This is a genomic window from Sorangium sp. So ce375 (assembly GCF_051473855.1).
In the GTDB taxonomy this organism is placed as follows: domain Bacteria; phylum Myxococcota_A; class Polyangia; order Polyangiales; family Polyangiaceae; genus Sorangium.
On sequence record NZ_CP150335.1, the window covers coordinates 10,619,566 to 10,641,218 of the forward strand.

General features: G+C 71.9%; 19 protein-coding genes and 1 pseudogene. 9 read left to right on the forward strand and 11 right to left on the reverse strand.

Annotated elements, in window-relative coordinates; genetic code table 11:
- Positions 1–132: 132 nt before the first annotated feature.
- Positions 133–1,593, reverse strand: coding sequence for a hypothetical protein (locus WME90_RS39720; protein ID WP_437277286.1), 1,461 nt, complete (start codon positions 1,591–1,593; stop codon positions 133–135).
- 202 nt (positions 1,594–1,795) lie between these two features.
- Between WME90_RS39720 and WME90_RS39725 the strand changes: the two genes are divergently transcribed.
- Complete coding sequence (locus tag WME90_RS39725) at positions 1,796–2,590, forward strand: hypothetical protein (RefSeq protein ID WP_437277287.1); 795 nt, start codon at positions 1,796–1,798, stop codon at positions 2,588–2,590.
- A 503-nt stretch (positions 2,591–3,093) separates the two neighbouring features.
- Here WME90_RS39725 and WME90_RS39730 read toward each other — a convergent pair.
- From WME90_RS39730 to WME90_RS39745, 4 genes and pseudogenes are all read right to left on the reverse strand, one after another.
- Entirely contained in the window at positions 3,094–4,263 is a 1,170-nt protein-coding gene (locus WME90_RS39730) for a trypsin-like peptidase domain-containing protein (RefSeq protein WP_437277288.1), read from the reverse strand.
- The gene (locus WME90_RS39735) at positions 4,260–6,062 is read right to left on the reverse strand and encodes a hypothetical protein (protein WP_437277289.1); all 1,803 of its coding nucleotides are present in this window, start codon (positions 6,060–6,062) and stop codon (positions 4,260–4,262) included. Before WME90_RS39735 ends, WME90_RS39730 begins: the two co-directional genes overlap by 4 nt.
- Positions 6,063–6,111: 49 nt before the next feature.
- Positions 6,112–8,091: an NADH-quinone oxidoreductase subunit NuoH gene (nuoH, locus tag WME90_RS39740; RefSeq protein ID WP_437277290.1), complete on the reverse strand. Its 1,980-nt coding sequence runs from the start codon at positions 8,089–8,091 to the stop codon at positions 6,112–6,114.
- Between the two features lie 79 nt (positions 8,092–8,170).
- A pseudogene (locus WME90_RS39745) lies at positions 8,171–8,911 on the reverse strand (ABC transporter ATP-binding protein); the annotation flags it as partial.
- A 147-nt stretch (positions 8,912–9,058) separates the two neighbouring features.
- Between WME90_RS39745 and WME90_RS39750 the strand changes: the two are divergent.
- From WME90_RS39750 to folK, 6 genes are all read left to right on the forward strand, one after another.
- A complete protein-coding gene (locus WME90_RS39750) occupies positions 9,059–9,802 on the forward strand; it encodes a polyhydroxyalkanoate synthesis regulator DNA-binding domain-containing protein (RefSeq protein ID WP_437277291.1) in 744 nt (247 codons plus the stop codon).
- A gap of 34 nt (positions 9,803–9,836) precedes the next feature.
- Positions 9,837–10,523: a sigma-70 family RNA polymerase sigma factor gene (locus WME90_RS39755; RefSeq protein ID WP_437277292.1), complete on the forward strand. Its 687-nt coding sequence runs from the start codon at positions 9,837–9,839 to the stop codon at positions 10,521–10,523.
- Positions 10,520–11,398 carry an anti-sigma factor family protein gene (locus tag WME90_RS39760; protein ID WP_437277293.1) on the forward strand — a complete coding sequence of 293 codons (879 nt, stop codon included), beginning with the start codon at positions 10,520–10,522 and terminating at the stop codon, positions 11,396–11,398. The genes WME90_RS39755 and WME90_RS39760 overlap by 4 nt, the downstream gene beginning before the upstream one ends.
- 212 nt (positions 11,399–11,610) lie before the next feature.
- The gene (gene gshB, locus WME90_RS39765; RefSeq protein ID WP_437277294.1) at positions 11,611–12,567 is read left to right on the forward strand and encodes a glutathione synthase; all 957 of its coding nucleotides are present in this window, start codon (positions 11,611–11,613) and stop codon (positions 12,565–12,567) included.
- Between the two features lie 55 nt (positions 12,568–12,622).
- Entirely contained in the window at positions 12,623–12,988 is a 366-nt protein-coding gene (locus tag WME90_RS39770) for a hypothetical protein (protein WP_437277295.1), read from the forward strand.
- A 157-nt stretch (positions 12,989–13,145) separates the two neighbouring features.
- Positions 13,146–13,643, forward strand: a complete 498-nt coding sequence (gene folK, locus WME90_RS39775) for a 2-amino-4-hydroxy-6-hydroxymethyldihydropteridine diphosphokinase (RefSeq protein WP_437277296.1) — start codon at positions 13,146–13,148, stop codon at positions 13,641–13,643.
- A gap of 40 nt (positions 13,644–13,683) precedes the next feature.
- Here folK and WME90_RS39780 read toward each other — a convergent pair whose 3' ends face one another.
- From WME90_RS39780 to WME90_RS39790, 3 genes are read right to left on the reverse strand one after another with little or no spacing between them, the layout of a single operon-like run.
- Positions 13,684–14,253 (reverse strand): hypothetical protein, encoded by a 570-nt coding sequence (locus WME90_RS39780; RefSeq protein WP_437277297.1) that lies wholly within the window; start codon positions 14,251–14,253, stop codon positions 13,684–13,686.
- 4 nt (positions 14,254–14,257) lie between these two features.
- On the reverse strand, positions 14,258–15,034 hold the full coding sequence (locus tag WME90_RS39785; protein WP_437277298.1) for a 3'-5' exonuclease: 777 nt from the start codon (positions 15,032–15,034) through the stop codon (positions 14,258–14,260).
- The gene (locus tag WME90_RS39790) at positions 15,031–16,110 is read right to left on the reverse strand and encodes a DsbA family protein (RefSeq protein WP_437277299.1); all 1,080 of its coding nucleotides are present in this window, start codon (positions 16,108–16,110) and stop codon (positions 15,031–15,033) included. The genes WME90_RS39785 and WME90_RS39790 overlap by 4 nt, the downstream gene beginning before the upstream one ends.
- 59 nt (positions 16,111–16,169) lie before the next feature.
- On the opposite strand from WME90_RS39790, the gene WME90_RS39795 reads away from it, so the two are divergent.
- The gene (locus WME90_RS39795; protein ID WP_437277300.1) at positions 16,170–16,964 is read left to right on the forward strand and encodes a response regulator transcription factor; all 795 of its coding nucleotides are present in this window, start codon (positions 16,170–16,172) and stop codon (positions 16,962–16,964) included.
- Positions 16,965–17,062: 98 nt separating this feature from the next.
- Here the strand turns inward: WME90_RS39795 and WME90_RS39800 are convergent, their stop codons facing one another.
- The gene (locus WME90_RS39800) at positions 17,063–18,433 is read right to left on the reverse strand and encodes an OmpP1/FadL family transporter (RefSeq protein ID WP_437277301.1); all 1,371 of its coding nucleotides are present in this window, start codon (positions 18,431–18,433) and stop codon (positions 17,063–17,065) included.
- Between the two features lie 297 nt (positions 18,434–18,730).
- Here WME90_RS39800 and WME90_RS39805 point away from each other — a divergent pair, with 297 nt between their 5' ends.
- Positions 18,731–19,294, forward strand: a complete 564-nt coding sequence (locus tag WME90_RS39805; RefSeq protein ID WP_437277302.1) for a hypothetical protein — start codon at positions 18,731–18,733, stop codon at positions 19,292–19,294.
- Positions 19,295–19,307: 13 nt separating this feature from the next.
- On the opposite strand, the gene WME90_RS39810 is transcribed toward WME90_RS39805, so the two are convergent.
- On the reverse strand, positions 19,308–20,504 hold the full coding sequence (locus WME90_RS39810; RefSeq protein ID WP_437277303.1) for a metallophosphoesterase: 1,197 nt from the start codon (positions 20,502–20,504) through the stop codon (positions 19,308–19,310).
- 99 nt (positions 20,505–20,603) lie between these two features.
- Positions 20,604–21,530 carry a hypothetical protein gene (locus tag WME90_RS39815; RefSeq protein WP_437277304.1) on the reverse strand — a complete coding sequence of 309 codons (927 nt, stop codon included), beginning with the start codon at positions 21,528–21,530 and terminating at the stop codon, positions 20,604–20,606.
- Positions 21,531–21,653 lie beyond the last annotated feature (123 nt).

The window sequence follows — 21,653 nt, forward strand, 5'->3', positions numbered from 1 at the left end:
CAGGAGTGTCGAGCGAGGTAATGTCGACATCGCAGCGCCCCTGCGGGTGGACGAGGGCGACCAGGGCCGCCTCGAACGCCTCAACTCTCGCCGCCTCGTCACACCACGCGTAGAACCAAGGACCTGAATCGCTCATAGCTGGATGACCATCACCAGATTCTTGAACCCTTTGATGGTGATGCGCTCGCCCGTGCTCACCCTCACCAAGTAGCCGTTCACTATCTTCAGATCCTCATTGTTGAGCGGCGCGCCCTTGGGCATGATCAGCTCGACCCTCTGGACATCTCCGGCGAGCCCCTTCTTCTTGAGTGCCTCCATTCCGTTCCTCAACTGCTTGAGCGCCTTATCGACGTCGATGCTCCCCTCCTCAATCGACTTCACCTCCGAGAGAGCGAGCGCGTTCCCCTTGGTGACCGACAGGAAATCGGGAGCCTTGGCAAGGTCGGTGCCAGGGGGTGACTGCTTCGGGATATCCAGCACTGTGCGCACGCCGTCATCCCCCACCCCGACGAGCGCCCGCCCGTCGTCCAGCATGAACTTGGCCGCCTTCTTCTCCATCGCGTCGAGCGACTTGCTCGTGACCGCCCCACGCAGCGTCTTGTACCAGTTGCGCCGGTTCGCGCGAATCGCTGCCCAGACGGGCTCTTCGATCTCCTCGATCTTCTTGGCGACCCGGAACGCTCCCGGCCGCAGGGCGCCTGCGGCAGCGACTCCGTGCCAAACGTGCCCGACCGCGCCGAGCCCAAACCCCACCCCCGAGAAGATCCGCTCCTCGTCGCTGAGCTCCTCCCCCGACGGCAGGCAGAACGACTTGCCCGTCACCGCCTCGCACAGGTCGAGCACCGGCCCGACCACAGGCACGAACCCCACGCCGATGCGCGTCGTCGCGTGCACCAGCGTCTGCGTCATCTCGCCGTACGCCTCGAACCCCTCGCCGATCGTCGACATCGCCCCCGCGAACGCGCTGATCGTCTGGTAGAGCTGCGTCTGCTCCAGGTCGAGCGCGTCGCCCGTCCACAGGTTGAGGCTGTCCTTCATCCGATCCGCCAGCGCCTCGAACCGCGGCTTCAGCACCGTGTCCACCTGCGCCCGCAGATCCGCCGGTACCGGCGAGTCCTCGGACCAGTCCGACGCATCCATGAACCGCCGCACGAACCCGGTCAGCCGGTTCTGCGCCTTCAGGAACGCGTTCGTCTCCGCCAGCGACACGCCCCTCCGGTCGCGCAGCGCGATCTCCAGCGCCGCGCTGTTCGCCCTCCACGCCCGCACGTTCGCCACGAAGTCCGCCCGCGCGACCACCGCTCCGCCGCTCACGTCCGCCTCCAGCGCCGCGAGCACCGCGTCCCCGTACGCCGCATACGGGTCCCTCCCCTCCTCGAACGCCCCGTCCACCTCCGAGATGTCCGGCACCTCGACCCACGGCACATCGCTCGCACCGAGCGCGTAGTTCGACGGGTCGTCCGGATCCCAGCCAACCCATCCGTCCTCAGCGCACGCACCATCGCCGGGCTCCCCCGTGACAGGGCGCCTCGCATGCTTCGCGCCGGGAGCGTCCTTCCGCGCGTCCGCCCGAGCATTTGCCCGCGCATTCACCCGCGCATCCGACGGAGTCCGCGATTGCCCCAAGTCGCCGAGTCCACCGAGCGCCGCTCGCACCGGACCGATAGAGCAAAAAACCGACGCTCGCTCACGCCCGTGCGCGCAACAATCCTCTTCCAACCGTCGAAACACCCATTGTAGCTTCTGTTCTCATTGCCGCCGTCCGGATCTCCCGGTCGGCAGGGAGGAAGTCAGCATGGAGTATTCGGATACGGTCCTGGAGACCACGCCGGAGCGCGTCACCAAGTTCCTGATGGGGATAGGCGCGGTCGCCGCGATTCGCACGTTGATGGCCGGGGCGGGGATGACCGATGACGATATCCTGGAGGGTCGCGCGCTCCTCCTCGATGTCCTGGCCGCTCCCCGCCAGCCTGGCGCGTCGGCCGATACCGACGATGCCAGAGCGCAGCGCGCAGCGACGGGTGAGCTCGATCAGTGGGACGAGCCCAACTTCGCCCGTCATGGCGCCGCGCTCCGCCGGCGTTTCCCCGAGGTGAACACCTATGTCTTCAAGGACCTCGCGCCCTCCACCGGCACTGCCGCCGTCCAGGGAGTGGCCACCTTCCTCGCGCGGCTCGATGCCCTCGAGAATGGCACCGACCCGGGCCGCACCGGGCTGAAGCAGAGCGACAAGAAGGCCGTCGCCTTCCTCGGGACCCGCGGCCTCGACAAGGCTGAGCGCAAGCGCCTCCAGGGGCTCGTCGACGTGGCGCTCGGCCCGACATCGCCTCTGCCCGAGCAAACCGAGCTCCCGGAGTCCGCGCGCCGGCGCGAGGCGCTCGCCAAGCTGCGCGCCTGGTTCGACGAATGGTCGACCACGGCCCGCGCCGTCATCAAGAAGCGCAGCTATCTCATCCGCCTCGGCCTCGCGAGCCGCAAGGTGCGCCAACGCAAGCCCACCGCCGCGCCGCCCAACCCGGGTAAGCCCACCGCCACGCCCCCCAACCCAGCAGAGCGAGGTGAAGTGACCGGCGACGCCCAAATCAAGTAATCCACAACACAGTCTCGCACCTCGGGCTCGTCTCCGAGACCTTCCCGCGCGCTCCGGAAGCTTCGCGCGCGCTCCGGAAACCTTCCGCGCGCGTTGGAGCACGAGATTTCGCGTACTTAGCGGAGTCCGCCGCCCGCCCGGCGCCGTCCAGCGGGCGCCGTGTAACGATTTTCCCGGGAATTTTGGTCTTCGCCCCGGCGCGGGAAACCTCCGGAGCGCGCGCGAAACCCTCCGGAGCGCGCGCGAAACCTCCGGAGCGCGCGGGAAACCCTCCGGAGCGCGCGCGAAGCCTCCAGAGCGCGCGCGAAGCCTCCGTACCGGCGACGAGCACCTTCGCGAGCGTGACCGCTCCCTCCCGACGCACGCCCGACGCTTCCCCGCGCCGTGGTACCGCGTCGCGGGGCGTAGGCCCTCCGATGGCCGGTCAGCTCGGCGAGACCTCGTCCCCGCCCGCGCTCCCCGCTCCCCGCTCGCCGACTGGAACCTCTCCCGCGCCCGCCCCCTCAGCGCCCTGCCGCCGACTCGAACCTGGGCGCCGCCTCGAACGTCTCCGCCAGCGTCCTCCGGTACTCGTCGGCCATCTGCACGAGCCCATCGATGAGCAGCGCCACATCGTGGTCCGCGCAGCCCTCCAGCGACGCCACGCACGACGCCGACACCTCGTCGCCCGTGAGCGACACACGGAACTCCCCCGTGGTCTGGTCGTTCATCGTGAGCAAAAACCGGTAGAACGGCTCGTGGTTCGCCCAGGGCAGGCCCACGACCGGCGCGCGCAGCGTCAGCAGGCGCCCCTCTTCGTCGATCTCGATGTCCACCTGCGTCGCCGTCTCCGCCGTCGGATACGGCCGCTGCGCGATGCGCCACGCACGCGGCCCGATGCGCGCCCGGTTGGCGATGAGCCCGAGCGACGACAGGCCCTGCCGGATCACCCGCTCGACGCCCGCGCGCGCCGGGCACGGCGCGTACGCGTGCGGCAGCAGCCGGCCGCAGCCAAGGCACCGGTCGCACTCCACGTCGAACGGCTCCTCGCACGCCGGGCAGCGGTACACCGGCGCCCGCTCCCTGAGCTCCACGAGCGGCCGGTCCACCGACGCGAGCAGCGGCTGGAACGCGCCCGCCGGCACCACCACGCTGTGCCCCGCGAGCTCCCCGGCCGCGCCCGACGGCGCCGCGACAACCCCGATCACCCGCCCCTCCGGGTCGAGCACCGGCGCGCCGAGGGGCGCCGCCACGTCGAGCTCGAACACGGGCATCTGCCCGTCGACCTTGCGCGCCACATGGCAGACCCGCGCGACCGCGAGGCGCAGGCTCTGCCCCGGCAGGCAGCTCAGCACCGCGGCGCGCTCGCCGAGCCGCGGCTCGGACGGCGCGCGGACGGCGAGCGCCGCCACGCCGGGCGGATCGGCCGGCGCGACGAGCGCCACGTCCCGGCCCACGTCCGCGGCGATCACCCGCCCCGCCATGCCGCGCCCGTCCTCGAACGCCAGCGCGACCTCCGTCGGGTAGCCGAGCCCGCGCCGGCTCGCCACCACGACGCCGTTGCCGAGCGCCACCCAGCCGGTCGTCACGAGCGCGCCGGCGCGGATCGCCACCACCGAGCGACGGGCGCGGGCGACGCGCTCGTGGAGCAGCGCGAGATCGCCGTCGCCGTGCGCCGCGAGCTGCGACGTCATTGCGCGACGATCCTCGAGAGCGCCGTCATCAGGAGCTCGATCGTGCCGGGCTTGGCGCCGTCACGCTGCGCGTAGGCGACGATGTCGCGCAGCCGCTGCTCCGTCTTGACGGGCAGCTTCGTGCGCACGAGGAGCTCGGACAGGGCGCCGATCGCGAGGAAGTGGCGGAGCATCGGGTCGGCCGGCGCGCGCTCGATCTCGCGCAGGTAGCGGCCGAGGTGCTCGCGCGCGAGCGCCGCCGTGGTGAGCGGATCGATGTGGAGCGGCTTCTCCTCGGGCACCTGGCCGCGCACCGCCACGAGCCGCTCCATCGCGAGGAGCGCCGGCTCCGCGACGCCGGCGGTGTTCCCGCGGCGCGCGCCGCCCTCGGCCTGGATGAGCTCGCGGGTCGCGGCCGCCGTGCAGCGGTAGAGGTGCGCCACCGCGTCGGGCATCGCCTCGCCGTGCTCGTAGATCGCGCGGAAGACCGTGCACCGGATAAGGAGCACCATGACGCCCGGCCGCTCCTGGAAGCTGAGCGCCGCGCCGAGCACCTGCGCGTCCCGGAGCAGCTGGCAGAACCGATCGGCCGCCGCGTTCGCCGACTCCGGGCGGGACGGGATGCTCCGGCGCGACGGAGGGTCGATCTCCACCTCCGGCAGCGCGGGCGGGCGCACCGACAGCGGCGTCGCCGCCATGATGGAGGACGGGCGACGAAAGGGCACGGTGCGCGCGCTGCGGCGATCGCTGACCTGCGCCGGCGTCTCGGCGGCCGGCGCCTGCTCGCCCGGCAGCGGCGCCGCCGTCACCGCGCTCCCCGAGGCGGGCTTCGCAGCGCCGCCCTCGGACCCGGGCGCCGCGGCGCCGCCGCCCGCCTTCGACGCCGCGCCCGCGTCGTGCGCCGGCGGGAGGATGCCGGCCTTGGGCGCGGGCGCGCCGCCGTTCTTCGACGACGCGGCGCTCGCGGCCGGCACCGACGCCAGGGACGGGGACAGGATGTCGGGGATCGCGTCCGCGTCGCGGATGGGGCGCGCGACCGACTCGGGCAGGCGCGGCAAGGGGGGCGCCGCCCACGCCGCGAGCTCCTCGAGCGGCGTCCGCGCCCCCGAGACCGGCGTCGCCGGCGCGGCGGCCCGCACCGAGGGAGCGCTCTGAGGGCGGACCGGCACGGGCGGGATGGTGAAGCTCTTGAGCGGCCGGGCGCGGCCGGCGGAGGCCCACGTGAGGCCCGCCCGCTGCTCCTCGGCGAAGGGCGGCCGCGCGTCGAACCACGCGGCCATCGTCTCCCCGAGCCGCCGCGCCGCCTCGCCGCTCTCGCGCAGCGCCCGGCGCAGCGCCTCCGGCGTGAAGGCGGCGACGCGGCCGACGCGGCGGAGCAGCAGCAGATCCTCCCGCAGGCAGAGCCGGAACGGCTCGGCGCCGCCCGACAGCTCCAGCGCCGTCCTGAGGAGCGGCACCCGGTGCCGCTCCGCGACGCGCACGACCGGGACGTCGATCGACACCCGCTCGTTCGCCGCGTCGAGCGAGACGAAGAGCGTCATCGCCCCGAGCGGAACGATCCACCCCACGCCCTCCTGCAGCGTGGTCGCCTGGAGGCTCGCCCCGGCCTCCGCGGAGGCGCAGTGAGCGACGAAGCGCACCGGGTCGCGCGAGCGCCAGGCGTCGACCGAGCTCCCGTCCCAGTCCGCGTCCGCGGGCGGCTTGCGCGAGAGGGAGAGGGCCGGCGGCCGGTCCACCCCGCACGCCTCGCACCGCGGCCCGCGCAGCGGGAACCCGCACGCGGAGCAGAAGTCGGAGGCCGGGCTGGAGGGGACCGCCACGCCGACAGCATACCTCAGCGCAAGGCCGAGGTGGCACCGCGGTTTGCGCTCACAGGAACGGATTCAGGTGGAGCGCAACCTTGGCCTCCCGCAGGTTGTGCTGGACCCTGCGGATGAAGTGGATGAACAGGTACGCCCAGACGGCGAAGGTGACCACGCTGATGACGAGCTGGACCGTCTTGCTGACGCCGATCACCATCCAGAGCGCCGTCAGCAGGAAAGCCACGAACGACAGCGGGACGAACCACTTCCAGCAGAGGTTCATCATCTGGTCGATGCGGACGCGCGGCAGCGTCCAGCGGATCCAGATGACAACGAAGACGAGCGCCCAGCTCTTCAGCAGGAAGAGGAAGACGCCGACGAGCTGGAGCCCGAAGCTCGCCTCCTGCTGGGCCGGCGAGACGCCGGGGATCTGCCAGCCCCCGAGGAAGAGCGCGCTCGCGATGCCGCACATCACGAAGACGTTCGCCCACTCGGCGAAGAAGAAGAAGAGGTACCGCATCCCCGAGTACTCGGTCGAGTAGCCGGCGACGAGCTCGCTCTCCGCCTCGGGCAGGTCGAACGGCGCGCGGTTGCCCTCCGCGAGCGCCGTCGTGAAGTAGAGGAAGAACAGCGCGAACGTGATCGGGTTGCGGAAGACGAACCAGTGCCAGGGCCAGCCGCCCACGTCGAGGAACGAGGCCCCGGTGCCGCCCTGCGCGCCGATGATGTCCTGGAGCCGCAGCGAGCCCGTCATCATCACGATGCACACGATCGCGACCGCGCCGGGGATCTCGTAGCTGATGATCTGCGCCGCCGAGCGGATCCCGCCGAGGAGCGACCACTTGTTGTTCGACGCCCAGCCGCCGGTCATGAGGCCGATGGTGACGAGCGACGTCACGGCGATGACGAAGAGGATGCCGATGTCGAGGTCGGCCGCGATGAGGTACTGGCCGAACGGCATGACGACGAACGTCGCCGACACGCCGACGAAGACGAGGTAGGGCGCGAGCCGGAAGAGCGCCTTGTCGCTCTCGGCCGGGATGACGTCCTCCTTCATGATCGACTTGATCCCGTCGGCCACCCACACGAGAAAGCCTTGCGGCCCCGCGCGGTTCGGCCCGATGCGCGACTGCATGCGCGCCGAGACGCGGCGCTCGACCCAAGTGATGATCCCCGCGGTCGGCGCCATGAAGAGCAGGATGATCGCGGCGGCGATGCCGAGGATGATCCCGGCGCCGAGCAGATCGGTCGGGGCGCTCGCGTGGAACCCCTCGGTCGAGAGCGCGATCTCGGGCAGGGCCGCGGCGCCCCGCCGGATCCCGACCGCGGACCGCCGCTCGTGGCCGCTCGGGATCACGTCGCCCTTCGACAGGACCTTCACGCCCTCGAAGCTCGTGATGACGTCGCCGCGCTGGAGCCCTGCCTGAGCCGCCGGGCTCCCGTCGCGCACGCCCGTCACGACGAGCCCGCCGGCGGGCGGCGACTCGGCCGCGACCTCGATGCCGAAGAACGCGAGCGCGCGCGCCCCCTCCTTCGTGCGCGCCTCGATGACGGCGCGGCGCGGGGTCGGCGGGAGGAAGTCCATCGTGACGCCGCGCACCGTGCCGTTCACGGGGAGCGTCCCCTGCGCGGTCGCGGGGATCTCGACGATCACGTCGCCGTGGAAGGTCGTGTGCACCGCGTCGTCGCCGCGGCCGGCGAAGCGGGCCTGCAGGCCCTCGGAGAACATCAGCGAGATCTTCGTGCTGCTGACCTGCGCGCCGTCGATCTCGATGCTCTGGCCGGTGAGCGGCGCCTGGCCGGGGCGCCGGAGGGTGCCGCGGAACGTGACGACCGCCTCCTTCGCCTCGGCCGTGGGCAGGTTCGTCCCGAGGATCTCGATGCGGTCGCCGAGGTCGACCTCGCGCGGCACGACGTCGACGACGCTCAGGAGCTCGGGCGCCGTCCTGCTCTCGGCGCAGCCGGCCGCGCCGAGGAGCGCGAGGAGGGCCAGGAGGCACGGCAGGAAGCCTCGAGAGAGAGCTCTCCAGGGTGGAGATCCGCGCATGGCGCCGCTTATAAACCGCGCCGCTCCTTCGGTCGAGAATGCGGACAAAAGCGCTCGCGCCGTCCACCTACCGACTTGCCTACCGGCCCCGGACGGGGAGGAAGTACCGGCTGCCGTCGAGCTCGTTCACGCCCACGTAGAGCTCTGCCTCGAACACGTCCTTGAGCCGGCGGTAGGTCATCACCTCCTCGACGGTGCCGTGGGCGACCAGCCGCCCGGCCTTGAGGAGCGCGACGCGGTCGGCGTACTGGGCCGCCGCGTTGAGGTCGTGCAGCACCGCGACGCAGGCGAGGCGCCGCTCGGCCACCTCCCTGCGCACGACCTCGTGGACCTCGATCGAGTGGCGGATGTCGAGGTGGGCCCCGGGCTCGTCGAGGATCAACACCTGCGCCTCCTGCGCGAGCGCGCGGGCGATGGCCACCCGCTTCTGCTCGCCGCCGGAGAGCTCGGCCACCGGCCTGCCGGAGAGCCCGACGAGATCGCAGGCGCCGAGGGCGCGGGCGACCGCCTCCTCGTCCCGGCCCGCGGCGCGCATCCACGCGCCCTGGTGGGGCGCGCGGCCCATCATGACGACCTCGCGCACCGTGAAGCCGGGCGCCGAGGCGATCCCCTGCGGCACGACCGCCACGCACCGCGCGATCGCCCGCCGGTCCATGCCGGCGAGCGGCCTCCCCAGCAACGTCGCCTCGCCCCGCGCGGGCCGCAGGGCCCCCGAGAGGACCCGGACCAGCGTCGATTTCCCCGCGCCGTTCGGCCCCAGGACGGCGCAGAGCTCGCCCGCGCGCACCTCCAGGCTGATCCCCTCCAGCGCCAGCCTCCCGGTGGGATAGCTCGCTGCCACGTCACGCAGATCGATCGCCGGCCCCTGCACGCGGTCTCTTTTGTCGAATGATTTGAGTGATATCGAGTGATCTTTCCTTGCGCGAGGTTTCTGGCGGTGGTCCAATCGACTCGAGGCGTAGAGGAGATGGAAACGGCGAAGGAGACTCTGGGAGGCGGCGAGGTACCGCGTCGCGTTATTAAGCGCTACTCCAATCGGAAGCTCTACGACACGAAGGACAGTCGTTACGTCACCCTGCAGCAGATAGGGGAGATGGTCCGGGCTGGCGAAGAGGTCCAGATCATCGACAACGCGACCAAGGAGGACAAGACCGAGGTCACGCTGGCGCTGATCATCTCGGAAGATCTCAAATCGCAGCCGCGCTCGGTCCCGCTCGGCACGCTGAGGGATCTGATCCAGGAGCGCGGCGAGCGGCTGCTCTCGCAGCTGCGCGAGGGCCCGATCGGCCGGCTCATCCCCGGCGCGGTCCCTGGAGAGGGCGGCGCGGCGGCGCCCGGAACGGCGCCGGTCCCGGGGACGGAGCAGGTGGCGTCCACGACGCCGTCGTCCCACCCGCCCCCGCCGCTCGACACGGACAGGTCGAGCCACGCGAAGGGGCGCCTGAGCGGGATCGTCGAGAGCTCGAAGCAGACGCTCGATCAGTGGCAGCAGGCCGTCGACGAGCGCATCCGCGCCATCCTCCCGGGCCTCGGGCTGGTCCGCGATCTCCAGGCCGACGTCAAGCGTCTGTCACAGCGCATTGACGAGCTGGAGGCGAAGCTCCAGGGACGCGGGGGTGAACCCATCGAGGGTGCGGCTCCGCTCCAGGCGGGCTCCGGCGCGGACGAATCCGCGGACGAGGCTCCGGGGGGCGAGAGCAAGCTGGAATAGCCCAGGGCGCTCCTCTGTTCCCCGTGTCGATCCCATGCCGTTCTTCTTCAGCAAGAAACCTGCGTCCGTAGCGCAGGACCTGTCGTTGGTCGGCAGCGACGGTGGTCGCGCCGATGCCTTCGAGATCGAGCTCCTGGGTCATCTGGACACGCTGTACGGCGTGAGCTGCCGGATGACCAAGAGCTCGACCGAGGCGGAGGACCTGGTCCAGGACACCATCGTCAAGGCGATGCGCGCCCGCGATCAGTTCGAGCCGGGCACCAACCTCAAGGCCTGGCTGCTCCGGATCCTGACGAACACGTTCATCAACCGCTACCGTCGCGGAGGCCTCGAGCGAGGCATCTTCGACGGCCCCGACGCCGAGCCGCTCACCGACGGGTGGATCGGCGCGACGACGATGCGGGCGATGCGCGATCCGGAGACCCAAGCGCTCACGCCGCTCGTGGAGGCGGAGGTGCAGCGCGCCCTCGACGCGCTGCCCGAGGAGTTCCGCCTGGCGGTGGTGCTGTCGGACATCGAGGAGCTCTCCTACAAGGAGATCGCCGAGGCGATGGGCTGCCCGATCGGCACGGTGATGTCGCGGCTGCACCGGGGCCGCAAGCTCCTCCAGAAGACGCTGCGCGAGCACGCGGTGCTGATGGGCATCGTCAGCGACGACGCGGCGAAGGACGCGCCCGCCGACCTGGACGCGTACCGCAAGCGGAAGCGGGGTGCCGCATGAACGCTGCAAAATCGATCGAGAGCTGTTCGCGGTTCGATCACGCGCTGTGCGCCTACATCGACGGCGAGCTGGATCCGGATCACGCCGTCGATCTCGAGTCCCACCTCGTCCAGTGCCCGCCGTGCTTCGAGCAGGTGAGGCTGCTCCGCTCGCTGCGGGGGAGCCTGAAGCGGGCGCGGCCGTCGGGGTGTCCGGACGCGCTCCGGGCGCGCATCGCCGCGGCGATGGCGCACGAGCAGGCGCGCGGGGCGGCTCGCGACGCGGCGCAGCAGGCCGAGGCGAGGCCGCGCCTCGTGCACAAGGGGTACGCGATCGCGCTCGCCGCGGCGGCGGGCGTCGTCTTCATCGTGGGCGTGGCGCGGCAGCGGGACGCAGCGCCGGCGGACACCGCGAAGGCGAACGCCGCGAGGGCGGCGATCGACCTCGCGTCCTCCGAGAGCGTCGAGGTCCTGCTCGACGATCTCGTCACCCAGCACGCGCAGCCGCTGCCGCCGGAGACGACAAACCCGGAGGACCTCCCGCGCTTCGATCCGTTCGTCGGCGTCCCGGTCCGCAGGCCGCAGTTCCAGTCGATCCCCGCGAACTTCATGGGCGCCCGCGTGCACACGATGCGCGATCGGCGCGCCGCGCTGCTCCAGTTCGTGGTGCGGGGCAACCACCGCGTGACGGTCTACCTGTTCAACTCGCGCGCGGTCCCGGTGCAGAAGGCGCAGCCGATCCTGCAGCCTCGCGTCGTGCGCGAGCGCCCCGTCTACGTGGGCAACATCAACGGCTACTCGGTCGCCGCCGCCGAGCGCAGCGGCGTGGGCTACGCGCTCGCGTCGGATCTCGGCGACGACGTCAGCACGCAGCTCGTCCTCGCCGCGATGCAGTGAGCGCGCCGGCGCCCGCTCTATAGATAGCGGGGTGCAGGTTCGTGTGATACGGGCTCAGCCGCTAGGCAGGCGAGTGAGGCGTACGAAAGTACGCCGCAGCGAGCCGAACGACGCGGATGAGCCCGTAGCGCACGAACCTGCGCCCCGCGATAGCGGGCGCAGTCTTCCCCTCCCTCGTCCCCCCCGACCAACCCCCACCCGCGAGAGACCGCATGCGCTTCGTCTTCGTCATGGATCCGCTGAGCCGCGTGACGCACGACAAGGACACGTCGTTCGCCTTCATCCGCGCGGCGCAGGCGCGCGGCCACGAGAGCTACCACTGCTTGCCGCGCGACCTCTCGATCGAGGGCGGCGAGGCGCACGCCTCGGTCTCGCCGGTGCTCATCGGCGACGCGCCCCCGTTCATCTCGCTCGCGGGGGGCCCGGAGCGGCTCCGGCTCGCGGACGTGGACGCCATCTTCATCCGCAAGGACCCGCCGTTCGATCGCAGCTACCTGTACGCGACGCTGATCCTGGAGCGCGCGCGGCGCTGCCCGGTCATCGTGAACGACCCGCGCGGGCTGCGCGACGCCAACGAAAAGCTCTACGCGCTGAACTTCCCCGAGTGGACGCCGAAGACGCTGGTCAGCGCCGACCGCGAGCAGATCCACGCGTTCGTGCGCGCCCTCGGCGGCACGGCGGTGATCAAGCCGCTCGACGGCGCGGGCGGCCTCGGCGTGCTGCAGATCAACGAGCGCGACAAGAACGCGCGCGCCATCGCGGACATGATGACCAGCGAGGGGCACCGCCTCGCGATGGTCCAGGAGTACCTGCCCGCGGTCGTCCACGGCGACAAGCGCGTCCTCTTGCTCGACGGCGAGCCGCTCGGCGCCATCCTCCGCGTGCCCCGCGACGACGATCACCGCTCGAACATCCACGTCGGCGGGCGCGTGGTCTCGACGGAGCTCTCGCCGCGCGAGCTCGATCTCGTCCGCGCGGTCGCGCCGCGCCTGCGCGCCGACGGCCTCTACTTCGTGGGCCTCGACGTCATCGGCGAGCGCCTGACCGAGGTGAACGTCACGAGCCCGACGGGCATCCAGGAGCTCGGGCGCTTCAACGGCGTGGATCCGGCCGCGAGGGTGATCGCCTGGGCCGAGGAGCGCGCGCGCGGCCGGGCCGTGAACGCGTAACCCGCCTCGCTCCGGAAAGTTGGCCCGGAGGTCCCGGCTCTGCGAAGGCTCCCCCATGGGCGAGTCATTCGAGCGATGTGCCGTGTGTGACGACGGCGAGCTGGGCGATCGGGAGGGCGGTGCGCCCGGGGATCCTCGCGCGAGGACGCGGATGGCGCGCGTGGTCATCCAGGGGCGCTCGCTGAGCCTGTGCCGGACGCACGCGGCGACCGTCGTCGCCGCCATGCCGGCGACGTTCGAGGAGATGCGCGCGCTGTTCGTGGGGCTCCAGCGCGGCGCGCAGCCGGCGCAGCGCGATCCGTCCGCAGAGCGCCGCTCCCCCATCCCGCGCCGCAGCCCCGAGGACCGGCGCGTCTTCCCCCCGCGGCTGGAAGGCCGGCGGCTCAGCGGGGGGCGCCGCACCACCGATCCGGTGGAGTGATCGCGATGGTCGCGCCGGCGCCCCTCCCGCGACGATGCTCCGGGAACGGAGCGCCGCTCGCTCTCGTCGACGATGCTCCGAAACGGAGCGCCGCTCGCTCTCGTCGCGGAGCGCCGCGGGACGCCGAAAGGCGCGCGGCGCATGGTAGGTTCTCGCCATGAGGTCCCGTCGTCGCGTCGTCATCGGGCTGGGGTCGAGCCTGGGTGATCGCCTGGCGACCCTCCGCGCCGCCATCGAGGCGCTCGGCGCGGATCCCGAGCTCGACGTGCTCCGCGAGGCGTCGCGCTACGAGTCGCCGCCCGCAGGCGGCCCTCCGCAAGGCGACTACGTGAACACCGCGGTGCTCGTCGCCACGTCGCTGCCAGCGCGCCAGATCCTCGACCGCACCCTCGCCGTGGAGCGCTCGCTCGGGCGGACGCGCCCGGATCCGGTGCGGTGGGGGCCGCGCACGATCGATCTGGATCTGCTCTGGATCGAGGGCGAAGTCGTCGCGGAGCCGGATCTCGTGGTGCCGCACCCGCGGCTCTGCGAGCGCGTGTTCGCGCTCAGGCCGCTGCTCGACGTCGCCCCCGACGCGCGCGATCCTCGCACGGCCCTCGCGTACGCCGAGCTCCCCGCCGCGAGCGCGCCCATTCACAAGCTCGACCCGATCTGAGCTGCCGCTCGTGCGCCGCCGCAGCGCGCGGGCGCGGCGCTCAGCGCGAGCGCGGCGGGCCGGCAGCGGCGCGGGATCGGAGGCCGGCGAGGCCTCCGGCGTACGAGGCCGCGCCGCCGATCGAGACCACCACGACCAGCAGCAGCGCCCACCCCAGCGCGCCCGCCGGCGCGCCCTCCGCGAGGGCGAGCGCCCAGGCGAGCGTCGCGACGACGGCCCCGCTCGCGGCCGCCTCGCGCCGCCCGGCGCGCCCGCCGAACCGCCCCACGAGGTAGCCGCCGGCGACGCCGGCGAGCGCGAACGCTATCGCGTTGAGCCCCACCATCGCGAGCCGCACCGAGCCCTGGACCTCGGCGTCTCCCGCCCGCTCGATCAGCCGGCGCAGCAGCGTGTTGACGAGGCCCGCGAGCGGCAGCCACGCGATGAAGATCGCCACCGTCCCGAGCGCGATCCAGTGCCACGGCGGGCGGTCCTCGCCCTCCTCGTCGCCGCTGCTCTGCAGCACGGGGAGCTTGCGCTTCTCCGGCGCTGCCGCGCCGTCGCGGGGAGGCGCCGCGCCGGCCGCGCCGCTGCCGACGACCGGGAGGCGTCGCTTCGGCGCGTCCCCCATGACGTCAGCTGGGCTTCGAGGTCGGGGGCGCGGCGGGGGCAGGCGCCTTCCGCCAGAGCTTCCGCGCTTCGTCCTGCAGGCGGACCAGCCGCCGCTGCTCCTGGATCAGGCCGCCGTAGGCGCGAGGCACCCGCGGATCCTTCGCGAAGGCGTACAGGACCTGGAGCGCCGCCTCGGCGTCGTCCGTCGCGCGGTGCGCCTTCTCGAGCGAGATCCCGAGCCGGGCGGCCATGTCGCCGAGGGCGCGGCTCTCCTCGTTCTTGTAGAGCTCGCGGGCGAACGTGAGCGGATCGACCCAGTCGACCTCCCGCCGCATGGCGGGCGGCGGCTCGCGCGGGCGCATGCCCGCGCGCTCGAGCTCGGCGAGCAGGAACGAGCGGTCGAAGGAGGCGTTGTACGCCGCGGGGATCGCCCCCTTGAAGCAGGCGAGGATCTCCTCGGCGACCTCGGCGAACGACGGCTTGCCCTCGACGTCCGCGTCCTTGATCCCGTGGATGGCCGTGCTCTCCGCCGGGATGGGCCGCCCCGGATGGATGAGCCAGTTGTAACGCGTCAGGATCTCGCCGGCGCGGCCGATGACGATGCCGAGCTCGATGATCCGATCACCGGCCGGATCGCGCCCCGTCGTCTCGACGTCGACGAAGGCGATGGGCTGGTCGATCCAGCCGCTGCCGGCGTCGATCTCGGACGCGACACCGACGGCGCGCACCTTGAGGAGGTGCGCGATCCCAGGGTAGTGCCGGCCCGTCGGGAAGCAGCCGCACGGGTCGGCGACCTTCAAGGCGTCCTCGGCTGAGCGGGCTGGGCGGGCGCAGGAGAGGTCGCGGGGCGCGCCGCGCTGCCCGCCGGCGTGCTGGTGCCGGCGGCAGGGGTCGCGCTCGCGGCAGGGGTCGCGCTCGCGGCGGGGATCGCGCTTCCGGAGGCGGGCGCGTCGGCCGGCTTCGGCGGCGCAGGCCGCGGCGTCTTGCCGAGGAGCTCCAGATCGAGCTTGACCCACGCCTCGAGATCCTCGGCGGGGTTCGTGAGGAGCTGGAGGTTGACCTCGCGGCCGTTGATGAACACGAGGGGCGTCCCCTCGAGCCCGACCCCGTCGGCCTGCAGCTTGTCTTTGTCGATGCGCGCCTTGGTGTCCGTCGAGACGAGATCGGCGCGGAACTTCACCATATCGAGCTTGAGCCGCTGCGCGTAGCGCTCGAGGTCGGCCTGCTCCAGCTTGTCCTGGTTCTCGAAGAGCAGGTGGTGCATCTCCCAGAACTTGCCCTGGTTGAGCGCGGCGGTCGCCGCGCGCGCGGCGGGCTCCCCGTGGACGTGCGCCGAGAGCGGGTAGAACTTGAAGACGAGGCGCACCTGCCCGTCGAAGCGCTTCACGAGCTCCTCGAGCAGCGGCGCCATCAGCCTGCAGAACGGGCACTCGAAGTCGGCCCACTCGACGATCGTGATCGGCGCGTCGGGCGGCCCCATGTCCGGCGAGCCATCGGTGACGAGCGTCTTCACCTTGTTCGCGTCGAAGCGCATGTGGAACGCGTCCTCGCGCTCCTTCTTCGACCTGCCGTCCTTGACCTGATCGAGCAGGAGCTGCGCGGCGGGGAGGCACGCCTTGCACGACCGCTGCTCCTTCACGCACTGCGCGATGCTCACGGGCGTGTCGGGGCAGGGGGAGAGGAGCTCGGAGACCTGGGCCGCCCACTCTCGGCGCTCGCGCGGCGTCAGCGAGGAGGTGTCCACGCCCGGTAGCGAGACCGACACCTCCGGGCTCGGGGCCGGTTTGGGCTCGCTCGAGCTCGAGTTCCCAGGACAACCCGTGACGCCGATCGAAAGCAACGCGAGGACCGGCGACATCCAGCGCAGGAATGACATCGCGGCGCGAGCTTAGTCGGACCCCTTGCGAGATGCTAGCGCGGGTGTAGCGTCATGAGGTGCGGAGCGTCCTCTACCGCTTCCCGGATCTGCAGCAGTTCGAGCAAATCGTGTGCGATCCGGAGGAGGGTGACCTCGAGCTCGGGCTGCCTGCCGGAGAGATCGTGGCCGACGGCGAGTGGGTGCTCGCCGTCTTCGAGCTGGGCGAAAACCGGCGCGCGACGTCGGCCGCGGCGTGCGCGTCGGTCTCCCCGGAGGGGGCGCGCCTCACCTTCGAGCCGCGCGACTGGCGTCGCCTCGCCCACTTCGCGCGGACGGAGGCGCCCCGCCCCGGCTCCGTGCCCGACATCGACCGCGCGGCGCTCCTCCGCCCCGCGGACGAGGTCGGGCCCGCCGCGCCGCCTGGCGTCCAGGGCGCCGGCCCGGCGGGCCGGGCGCCCCCGCTCCCGGCGCCGCCTCGGCTGAAGGGCAAAGGCGCGCGCGTCCTCGTCGTCGACGACGACCCCCACATCCGCGAGCTCTTGACGGCGATGCTCGAGGCGGTCGAGCTCGCCGTCGTCGCCGTCGGGAGCGCGGAAGAGGCGCTGGCGCGGGTCCGCAGCTCACCGTTTCACCTCGTGGTCCTCGACTGGAACCTCCCGAGGATGACGGGCATCGAGCTGTGCCGGACGCTGCGGCAGGAGCCTGGGATCGGCGATCTGCCGGTCCTCTTCCTCACGGCGCACGCCTCGTCGCAGGACATGGTCGAGGCCTTCGCCAGCGGCGCCGACGACTACATGGTGAAGCCCTTCCGCGCCCCCGAGCTGGGGGCGCGCATCTTCAGCCTGCTCCGCCGGACCCGGCGCGCTTCCTAGAGCAGGGCGCGGGCTCGTGCGCTACGGGCTCATCCGCAGAGTGAAGCTCGCTGCGGCGTACTTTCACCGCGGCGCGGGCTCGCGCTCAGGATCCGCGCTCAGAAGGCGACATCCACGTTGAGGTTGAGCACGCCGATGGTCTGCCCGTAGTGCCCGCCGGAGTCGGGAGCCCTCGAGTTGGGGTGCAGGCCCGCGGTGATGCTCTCCCCCGTCGTGTCCCGGCCGACGTAGAACAGGTGGGTGTACGACGCGGCGAGGTGCAGCTGCTTCGCGACCTGGAAGCGCCCCCCGAGGGCGAACGAGACATCGTGGAAATCGACGGCCGACGGATCCAGGGTCTCGTCCGGAATGGCGTTGGAGTCGTATCCGACGCCGCTGAAGACCTCGATCGCCGGCCGTGGCCAGTAGCTCCACCCCACGCGCACGCCGAAGGTGTCGTCCCAGCGGCGGACGATGTTCTGCACGACGCGGGACCCCTCTCCGGCGAAGCCGTCGCGGTCGATCTCGCACGCCGCGCCCACCTGGGTGAGGCACTGGTTTTCCATCGAGCTCCACCGCGTCCAGTCGCCGAAGAGACGGATCTCCATGCGGTCCTCCGGGACGAAGCGGGCGCCGAGCCGCACGATATCGGGCAGGCCCTGGTGCAGCTCCACGTCGCTCCCGCCGCTCGACACGCCGCTGAAGCGGTTCGTGAGCGTGCCTTCGAGCGTCTCTCCCCCCGTGACGTTCGGCCGCGACTGGTACGACGCGCCGATCCAGAGCTGCTTCGGCACCGCCTCGACGAGCGCGCCGACGCCGAAGCTCGCGTGGAGGCCGCTCACCTCGAGCAGCGAGCGCCCCTCGGTCTCAAGGACGTTGTCCCCGGAGGCGTTGCGGGCGCGCACGGTGTTCACCTGGGTCCGAATCAGGTTGCCTGAAACGCCGAGGCTGAGGCGGAGCTCCGGGATCTTGTAGGCGGCGGCGACCGTGAAGAACATCGCCTGCAGCGAGGACTCGATGGAGTGCCAGCGCTGCACGCCGTCGACCGGCCCGGCGAGCTCGCTATTTCCCTCGAACGCCCCGTTCGTGTCCCAGGACGCCGCCCCGCCGAAGGGCACGTAGACGCCGGCGCCCAGCGCCAGATCCCCGAGCCTGGCCGACGCGCCGAGCATCGGCGCGGCAGCCACGTTGAACAGGGTCGCCTCCCCCGTGTTCGCCTGCGGCACCGTCACGTCATCGGTCGGCGCCTGCAAGTGCGTGTAGGACACGGAGCGCAGCGCGAGGTTTCCGTCCAGGAACAGGTGAATGCCCTCGCTCTCGGCGAGGCCTGCGGGGTTGTAATAGACGGCGGTCGCATTGCTCGTCATCGGGTTGCCGTGCTCGCCGCCGAACCGCGCGGTCGCGAATCCACCGGCCGACGCGGATCCGGTCCAGACGAGACCGCCGAGGAGGCCGACGGAGATCGCGAAACAGGAGCGGTTGATGGACATATCCGGTGTTCTCGATTCTGAGGGCGGAGGAATGCGGCGCCTGCGACGGACCCTGCGTGGTAGGGTTGCAACACCTGCCACGTCGGGGGATGTTCGACCCGCCCAAGTCAAATGTCACCTTTTGCACGGTGTCAAATGCTTTTCTCCCGCACCATCCGGACAACGCTCGCCTCAGCCGCCCTCCCCTGCCTCGCATCAGCTGCGCTCTCCTGCGCCGCGCTCCTCATCGGATGCGCCGACCCGGAAGGCAGATACGATGACTTCGAAGCTCGCGATACCGCGATCCGCGAAGACCAGATGAGCGGCGGCGATGGCGGTGGTGACGGCGACGGAAATGGCGGCGCAGGCGGCGGCGGTGGTGGAGGCCCCTGCCTGCTGGAAGCGGGCGCCGTCGACGGCGATTTCTTCTTCAGCCTCTCGGCCTATCTCAAGCGGCGAGCCCCTATCGTCTTCGTGGCCAGCCTGACCACCGAGGCCAGCGACGGCGGCCTGAGCTTCTCGCTGACCTTCCAGCCGCTCGTGGCCGCCGATCGCAAGACGCCCATCGGCGAGCCGTTCGATGTGGGTCCCTTCGAGCTGTCCGCCGATGGGACGTTCACCGCCCAGCTGCCCACGCTCGTCGTACCGGGCGACGCCAACTCCATCTCCGGCAGCGAGCTCGAGGCCACCATCACGCTGGCCGGCGGCTCCCTCTGCGCGCCAGCCGACTTCGTCTGTGGCGATGTCACCGGCACCACGGCGAGGCCCGTCCCCCTGGATCTCCAGGGCTCTACCTTCGCCATGGAGCGCATCACCGATCCGAGCAGCTACCCGGCGCCTGTCATCAACTGCAAGAGGGACCCGGCGAGCCCGCTCCCGTGAGCGCGCGGTCGGGTCACGCCAAGGCCTCGGCCGCGGCGGCGCCTTCGAGCTCGATCAGCGAGATCTCGGACGGCGCGCCGACGCGCATCGGCGGCCCCCAGTAGCCGGTGCCGCGGCTCACGTAGATCTGGCTGTCGCCGTGCGAGGACAGCCCGGCCACGTAGGGCTGGTCGAGCCGCACGAAGAAGTTCCACGGGAAGATCTGACCGCCGTGGGTATGGCCGCTGAGCTGCAGGCCCACGCCCCTCTCCGCGGCCTCCAGGATCTGCTTGGGCTGGTGCGCGAGCAGCACGAGCTCCCGCGAAGCATCGCGCCCCGCGAGCGCGCGCGAGAGATCGGGGCCGTGGCCGCGGCCCATGCCGCGGGAGCTCCAGTCGTCCACGCCCGCCAGGTCGAAGCTGAGCTCGCCGTCGCCGATCGAGACGCGCTCGTTGCGCAGCACCCTCACGCCGAGCCGGCCGAGCTCCGCGATCCACGCCTCGACGCCGGAGTAGTACTCATGGTTGCCCGTCACGAAGAAGACGCCGTGCCTGGCGCGCAGATCGGCGAGCGGCGCCGTGTGCTCGCGGAGCTCTTCCACCGGACCGTCGACGAGATCGCCCGTGATCGCGATGAGATCCGGCTCGAGCGCGTTCACGCGCGCGACGACGCGCTCGAGCCACGCGCGGCCGATCGTCGGGCCGATGTGGAGGTCGGTCAGCTGAACCACGCGAAAGCCCGACATGGCCGCGGGGAGGCGGCGGAGGCGGACGCGCACCGGGCGGACGGCGACCTCGCCGAGGGCGCTCGCGGCGCCGGCGACGCCGAAGCCCATGGCGAGCACGCCGGCCGCGCCCGCGAGGGCGCGCGAGAGGAACGTGCGGCGCTCGCCGTCGAGCGGCTGGTTCAGGAGCGCGGTGACGCCGTGGGCGCCGAGGCGGACGAGCTCGGAGCCGAGCAGGAGGAAGAAGAGCAGGACCGCGAGCCCGACCCACGTGTAGACGACGCCGGCGACGACGCTGGCGATGTGCCGGGGCAGCGCGCGGGTGAGGAAGAGGCCGAGGGGCACCAGCGACGCGAGCACCACCAGGGCCACGCTGCCGGCGCGGTGCCAGAGCGGGCCGAGCTCGGGCGCGCGGATCAGGCGCTGCCACAGGTAGTAGTGGACGCCCGCCACGATGGCGCTGAAGACAGCGATGAAGAGGACGAAGGAGAAGAGCGGTCGCTGCACGCGTCCAGCATGACCACGGCGGCGCGCGCCCGCCGCTCCGATCCGCGCCGGAGCGGGACCCTACAACATTTCTTAACCGAGCGACCCGGCGGAGCGCCGCTACGACGTGCTGACGCACACGCCGAAGCCGGCGGGATAGATCGCGCTGCCGCCCTGGCACTTGGCGCCTGCGCCGCAGTCCTGCGCCCTGCTGTCGATCCGGCAGAGCTGCTTGCACTGGTTCGTGAGCATGGAGCACACGAAGCCGGGCGCGCACGGGCAACGCTCGTCGGCCCGCCCTTCGCCGGGCACCACGCAGCTCGTCGTCCCGTCCTCGCGGACGATCGTGCAGGTGAGGCCTTCGGGGCACACGCTGTCGTTCAAGAGCTCGCAGTTCATCGCGGGGACACAGACCGGTATCGGGACCGGAGCGCACCCCGCGACGGCCGATTCGGCCATCGGTCGCTCGTCGCAGTACGTCCCCGCCGCGCAGCCCTCGACGTTGCCGCAGCAATACTGCCGGCACACGCCGCCCCCGCCGTCGGCGGCCACGCACCCCAGGCCGGCCGCGCAATCGGCGCTGCTGTGACAAGGGCCGCCTGCCTCGTAGCGCCCCACCGGCCGGCAGCTCGGGATGACATCGCCGTCGTCGAGCACGAGCTGGCAGCGCAGCGTCTGCGCGCCAGGGAGCCCCGCCCCTGCCCCGTCGCCGCCGTCCGACGAGCACTCGATCGGATCACCCCCCGGCGTGCAGCCGTCGCCGCAGAGGTGAGCGAAGCGGGTGTAGGGATCCTGCGCCTCGGGGGCCGCCGGGATGTTGACGTCCTCGGTCACGGGCACGCCGCCGGCGCCACCGGCGCCGCCGCTCGCCATCGGAGGGGTGCCGCCCGATCCGCTCGACCAGTAATCGCCCCCTCCACCCCCGAACGTCGCCCCGCCGTCGTCGAAGATCCCACCCGCCGCCCCGTCGTCGGCCGAACACGCGGAGAGCGCGAGAACCCAGGTCGCCGCGAGGCCAGCAAACAGACGGGCGTGGTGTGAGCTCATTCCAGGACCACCAAAAAAGCACAAGCGGAATGAGCGTATCATGTCGCCTCCTGCATTCACAGAATGTGCCGATTCGGTGTGTCGTCGCCAGGGCGCCGAAGGCAAGCCGGGAGGGGACGCCGT

Coding starts and splice junctions, on each gene's coding strand:
- nuoH (WP_437277290.1), bottom strand. CDS start 8,091: ATGCGCGGATCTCCACCCTGGAGAGCTCTCTCTCGAGGCTTCCTGCCG.
- WME90_RS39780 (WP_437277297.1), bottom strand. CDS start 14,253: ATGGGGGACGCGCCGAAGCGACGCCTCCCGGTCGTCGGCAGCGGCGCG.
- WME90_RS39760 (WP_437277293.1), top strand. CDS start 10,520: ATGAACGCTGCAAAATCGATCGAGAGCTGTTCGCGGTTCGATCACGCG.
- WME90_RS39755 (WP_437277292.1), top strand. CDS start 9,837: ATGCCGTTCTTCTTCAGCAAGAAACCTGCGTCCGTAGCGCAGGACCTG.
- WME90_RS39805 (WP_437277302.1), top strand. CDS start 18,731: ATGAGCGGCGGCGATGGCGGTGGTGACGGCGACGGAAATGGCGGCGCA.
- gshB (WP_437277294.1), top strand. CDS start 11,611: ATGCGCTTCGTCTTCGTCATGGATCCGCTGAGCCGCGTGACGCACGAC.
- WME90_RS39800 (WP_437277301.1), bottom strand. CDS start 18,433: ATGTCCATCAACCGCTCCTGTTTCGCGATCTCCGTCGGCCTCCTCGGC.
- WME90_RS39725 (WP_437277287.1), top strand. CDS start 1,796: ATGGAGTATTCGGATACGGTCCTGGAGACCACGCCGGAGCGCGTCACC.
- WME90_RS39790 (WP_437277299.1), bottom strand. CDS start 16,110: ATGTCATTCCTGCGCTGGATGTCGCCGGTCCTCGCGTTGCTTTCGATC.
- WME90_RS39750 (WP_437277291.1), top strand. CDS start 9,059: ATGGAAACGGCGAAGGAGACTCTGGGAGGCGGCGAGGTACCGCGTCGC.
- WME90_RS39730 (WP_437277288.1), bottom strand. CDS start 4,263: ATGACGTCGCAGCTCGCGGCGCACGGCGACGGCGATCTCGCGCTGCTC.
- WME90_RS39815 (WP_437277304.1), bottom strand. CDS start 21,530: ATGAGCTCACACCACGCCCGTCTGTTTGCTGGCCTCGCGGCGACCTGG.
- folK (WP_437277296.1), top strand. CDS start 13,146: ATGAGGTCCCGTCGTCGCGTCGTCATCGGGCTGGGGTCGAGCCTGGGT.
- WME90_RS39770 (WP_437277295.1), top strand. CDS start 12,623: ATGGGCGAGTCATTCGAGCGATGTGCCGTGTGTGACGACGGCGAGCTG.